The organism is Pelatocladus sp. (genome assembly GCF_059505505.1).
Genome location: NZ_JCACKS010000152.1, coordinates 1 through 4,466, shown reverse-complemented (window position 1 = coordinate 4,466; position 4,466 = coordinate 1). Strand labels below are relative to the sequence as shown.

Below are 4,466 nucleotides of genomic sequence, written 5' to 3'. Positions count from 1 at the left end.
ACTAACAACTAACAACTAACAACTAACAACTAACAACTAACAACTAACAACTAACTTCTTGACGACGATGTGGTTTCAATAGATTGTTGACATCGGGGCCACTAGGGATGATACCACCGGGATTGAGTGGGAAGAGGTTCCCATAGTAGTCTCGCTTGATGCTATTTAGATCACAAGTGTCAGAAACTCCTGGTAGCTGATATAAATCACGTAGATAAGGGCCTAAATTTTCGTAGTCTTGAATTCTGTGGCGATCGCACTTAAATAAACCGTAATAAACCACATCGAAACGGAACAAGGTAGTAAATAAACGCACATCTGCTAGCGTTACCCGATCTCCACACAGGTAGCGACTCTTTGATAAGGCTGCGTCAATTTCGTCAAGAGTGGTGAACAATTCGTTACAAGCTTTGTCGTAGGCTTGTTGACTTTGGGCAAAACCGCAGCGATAGACACCGTTGTTTACTGTATGATAAATTTTCTCGTTCCAACGGTCAATTTGCTCACGTAGTTCTTCTGGATAAAGATCAAGTCCGGAATTAGTCGCAAACTCGTTAAATTGAGAATTCAACATAACGATAATCTCTGCACTTTCGTTATTAACTATCGTCTTGGTTTGCGTATCCCAGAGTACGGGAACAGTGCAACGTCCTTGATAACCAGGTACTGCTAAATTGTAAACATCGGGAAGAGTGCGACAACTTTCTTCTTCTTGGTTGAGAACCCAAATACCTTCGTTTGGTGAAGGAGACACAATCGAAACTAGTATGGCATTTTCCAAACCTTTGAGCGATCGCACAACTAAAGTTCGATGCGCCCAAGGACACCCTAAACCCACATAAAGGCGATAGCGTCCTGCTTGGGGTTGATAAGGATTGTCTACCTCTGTACTAATAGAGTTGCGAAACTGACTCGCTGGACGGATATATTCTCCTGACTGGTTACGAGGGGCGAGATTTGACATCATAATATGCCACATAGTCGTCCAGACAAATTTCCCCAACCGGATAATTATACCAGAAGGCAGTGACTTGCCTTTTTTCTTGATGTTTTCGTTGTTTGGCTTCTTGTCCTGCACAATCTTAACCCCTGAGTTTCTCCACAAATACTTGATGTTCTGCTGTTTGCAAACCCTGTTGCAGAACTGCTAGAACCTCAGCCATGTTACCTTCTCGCAAAGCATCAACCAGCAACCATAATCCCGGAAAAATCTGACTGCGAATTATTCCATCTACATCTGGTTCTTGCAAAACATATCGTCCTTGTTGTAAGTTGAACCAATCTAGGCGATTCTCGTAACTTTGCCAAACAATATACTCTTTGACGCCATTGCGGCGATAGGCATTCAGCTTATCATTCAAGTCATAAGCAGCACTACTAGCAGCAATTTCTACGATTAATTCTGGTGTGCCTTCAATATAATCATCCTCATTAATACGGGAATTGCCACCTACCCCCGGTTCAATTCGTAATAAAGCGTCCGGTTGGGGTTCATTGTCCGCATCAAGACGTACTGTAGCATTATCTTGTAAATCTACTCCGGGTGTTGCAGCAGTGTAGGTTCCCAACCAAGTCATTATTTTCGCATGAGGTCTGCCGTGACCTCTAGCACGTACAGGTGAAGCCAAGTATACAACTCCTTCGATGAATTCTGCTTTCATATTTTGCGGCATTAGCTGATAGCGGCGTTCAAATTCGTCACGAGTCAAGCGATCGCCACTTTCTAAAGGAGGAAAATTAGTAGTAGATATGGCTGACATAGGAAGAAATAAGTTTTAATTTTTCACAGGGATTATGCATCGTAATCCGATTTAATTCATATATAGAAAATTTTAAATCTCAGAGTTTATGGATTCTCATCCAAAATTATGTGCTGCTATAAGCGATCGCATTGCTAATAGTCCTGATCAGCGAATTACTTTTGCCATCTACATGGATATGGCATTGTATAGTCCTGACTATGGTTACTATTCTACCCAAGCCGTGAATATCGGTAAGCAGGGCGACTTTTTCACCTCTGTCCATCTTGGCCCTGACTTTGGTGAGTTGCTAGCTGAACAATTTGTCCAAATGTGGGAAATTTTAGGTCAACCTGCGGCTTTTTCTTTGGTAGAAATGGGTGCAGGACAAGGACATTTAGCACTAGATATTTTAAATTACCTGAAGCTGCGCTATCCAAATTTTTTTGCTGCCCTAAACTACATCATTGTAGAAAAGTCGCCTATTCTCAGACAAGAACAACAGCAACGCCTACAAGGATTCACAGTTGAAATCAAAAGCAGTTTAGATGAAATACTTAGTAACTCTATTATCGGCTGCTTTTTCTCAAATGAATTGGTGGATGCTCTACCAGTACATCAATTTATATTAGAGCAAGGGCAACTGCAAGAAATTTATGTAACTCTACAACCAGAGTCAATTGTCAATAGTCAAGAATTATTCACTTCCCCCTCTCCCCACACTCTCTTTAAGGAAGTCATCGCTGAACCTTCCACACCAAGACTGGCTGAATACTTTGATTTAGTTGGTATTAAGTTGATAGAAAATGTTTATCCAGAAGGTTATCGCAGTGAAATAAATTTAGCGGCGCTAGATTGGTTAGGTGTAGTAGCAGACCGTTTGCAACGAGGGTATGTGTTAACTATAGATTATGGTTATCCAGCAAGTCGTTACTATAATCCCAGGCGATCGCAAGGTACACTACAGTGTTACTGGCATCATCAGCGCCATAATAACCCATACATCAATATTGGGCGACAAGACATCACAGCCCATGTTGATTTTACAGCTTTGGAAAGATGGGGTGAACGCTGCGGATTAGCTAAAATTGGTTGGACGCAGCAAGAATTATTTTTGATGGCGTTGGGTTTAGGCGATCGCATGGTTAGCCTTTCTCATACAAACCAACCTATTTCAGATTTACTGCGTCGTCGCGATGCGTTGCGTCAGCTTTTAGATCCTTTTGGATTGGGTGGATTTGGTGTCTTGGCACAAAGTAAAGGACTCAAGGAAACAGAAACATTTTTAATACTCAAGGGATTTACAGTGCCAGACCTACCAATATTAAATTGAAAAATTAAAACTATATTAATCTCACTTGGGTGAAAACTAATTTACCATTAAAAGCTGAAGAATGAAGTATAAAGGCTGAAGTAAATATTTTTTATTTTTTAACCTTTATCGTTATACATTTTATCCTTCTTTAGTCAAAAGGTAATAATTATGACCACCCATGACTTATTAATGCTAATCGTATTACTAATTCCCGGCATTTTACTTTCAGTAATGATTATGGTGACTTTTGCCGCAGGCGGCTAAAAAAACTTGTTAGTGGTTGGTAGATACAAGGGGACAAGCGAAGGGGGACAAGCGAGCAAACAAAATACTAACCACTAACTGATAACTGATAACTGATCAACAGCGATCGCTCTACCAAAGGAACGTAAAAATGAAGGTAGCATTTCTGGGGACTGGATTAATGGGACTGCCAATGGCACATAATTTGTTAGAAGCAAGAGTCCAGCTAATTGCTTATAACCGCACCCCAGAAAAGTTAGAACCGCTAAAAGCAGCTGGTGCGGAAATAGCAGAAAAAGCTTATCAAGCAATTAATGCAGCCGACTGTGTGATTTTGATGCTAACGAATGCCGCAGCTATCTATAGTGTCTTACTTTCAGACCGATCTTCACAAGCTGTAGCAGGAAAAAGCGTCATTCAAATGGGGACTATTACTCCTACCGAAAGTAGAGAAATTAGAGATGCAGTAGTTGCCGCAGGTGGTGAGTATCTAGAAGCACCAGTACTCGGCAGTATCTCAGAAGCCCAAGCTGGGAATTTAATTGTGATGGTAGGGGCGCATCAAGAACAATACCAACGTCACTTAGAGTTATTAAAACATTTTAGTCCAGAACCTGTCCTAGTTGGGTCAGTGGGAACTGCGGCGGCCCTGAAACTGGCTTTAAATCAATTAATTGCTTCTCTTACAGCAAGTTTTGCGCTTAGTCTTGGCTTTATCCAGCGTTATGGCATTGACGAAGACCTATTTATGTACATTCTGCGTCAAAGCGTCCTTTATGCCCCAATTTTCGACAAAAAGTTGCAAACAATGTTGGAAGGAAATTATGCTAATCCCAATTTTCCCACCAAACACCTGATGAAAGATACTGATTTCTTTATTGAAGAAGCAAAAGCAGCTGGTTTGAATGTCAGCAGTATCGAAGGCGTAAGAAAAATATTAGAAATGGCAATGAAAATGTCATTTGCTCACGAAGATTATTCGTCTATATTTTCTGTAATTAAATCAGGAGAAAATTAAGAAAAATGTTGGCATTTCAGAGTTTTCAAACATCCTCTTAGATGAAATTAAATCAAATATCAACTCAAGGTTACTTTTACGCCAAAGGAAAAGATTCTGACGGGGCGACAAAAAGTGCTATGATGCAGACATAATAAGCCTCATAGCCCTC

Annotated in this window: 4 protein-coding genes; 2 read left to right on the top strand and 2 right to left on the bottom strand. The window is 40.6% G+C overall.

Annotated elements, in window-relative coordinates; all coding sequences use genetic code 11:
* Nucleotides 1–43 precede the first annotated feature (43 nt).
* On the bottom strand, nucleotides 44–1,078 hold the full coding sequence (locus AC5JMK_RS12710) for a glutathione S-transferase family protein (RefSeq protein WP_495910241.1): 1,035 nt from the start codon (nucleotides 1,076–1,078) through the stop codon (nucleotides 44–46).
* A 4-nt stretch (nucleotides 1,079–1,082) separates the two neighbouring features.
* A complete protein-coding gene (locus tag AC5JMK_RS12705) occupies nucleotides 1,083–1,760 on the bottom strand; it encodes a Uma2 family endonuclease (RefSeq protein ID WP_495910240.1) in 678 nt (225 codons plus the stop codon).
* Between the two features lie 88 nt (nucleotides 1,761–1,848).
* Here AC5JMK_RS12705 and AC5JMK_RS12700 point away from each other — a divergent pair, with 88 nt between their 5' ends.
* Nucleotides 1,849–3,072: a class I SAM-dependent methyltransferase gene (locus AC5JMK_RS12700; RefSeq protein ID WP_495910239.1), complete on the top strand. Its 1,224-nt coding sequence runs from the start codon at nucleotides 1,849–1,851 to the stop codon at nucleotides 3,070–3,072.
* 376 nt (nucleotides 3,073–3,448) lie between these two features.
* Nucleotides 3,449–4,315, top strand: coding sequence for an NAD(P)-dependent oxidoreductase (locus AC5JMK_RS12695; RefSeq protein ID WP_096675065.1), 867 nt, complete (start codon nucleotides 3,449–3,451; stop codon nucleotides 4,313–4,315).
* The last annotated feature ends 151 nt before the right edge of the window (nucleotides 4,316–4,466 follow it).

Excerpts from the sequence above, each read along its gene's own strand:
- AC5JMK_RS12695 (WP_096675065.1), top strand. The coding sequence starts at position 3,449 with ATGAAGGTAGCATTTCTGGGGACTGGATTAATGGGACTGCCAATGGCA.
- AC5JMK_RS12705 (WP_495910240.1), bottom strand. The coding sequence starts at position 1,760 with ATGTCAGCCATATCTACTACTAATTTTCCTCCTTTAGAAAGTGGCGAT.
- AC5JMK_RS12700 (WP_495910239.1), top strand. The coding sequence starts at position 1,849 with ATGGATTCTCATCCAAAATTATGTGCTGCTATAAGCGATCGCATTGCT.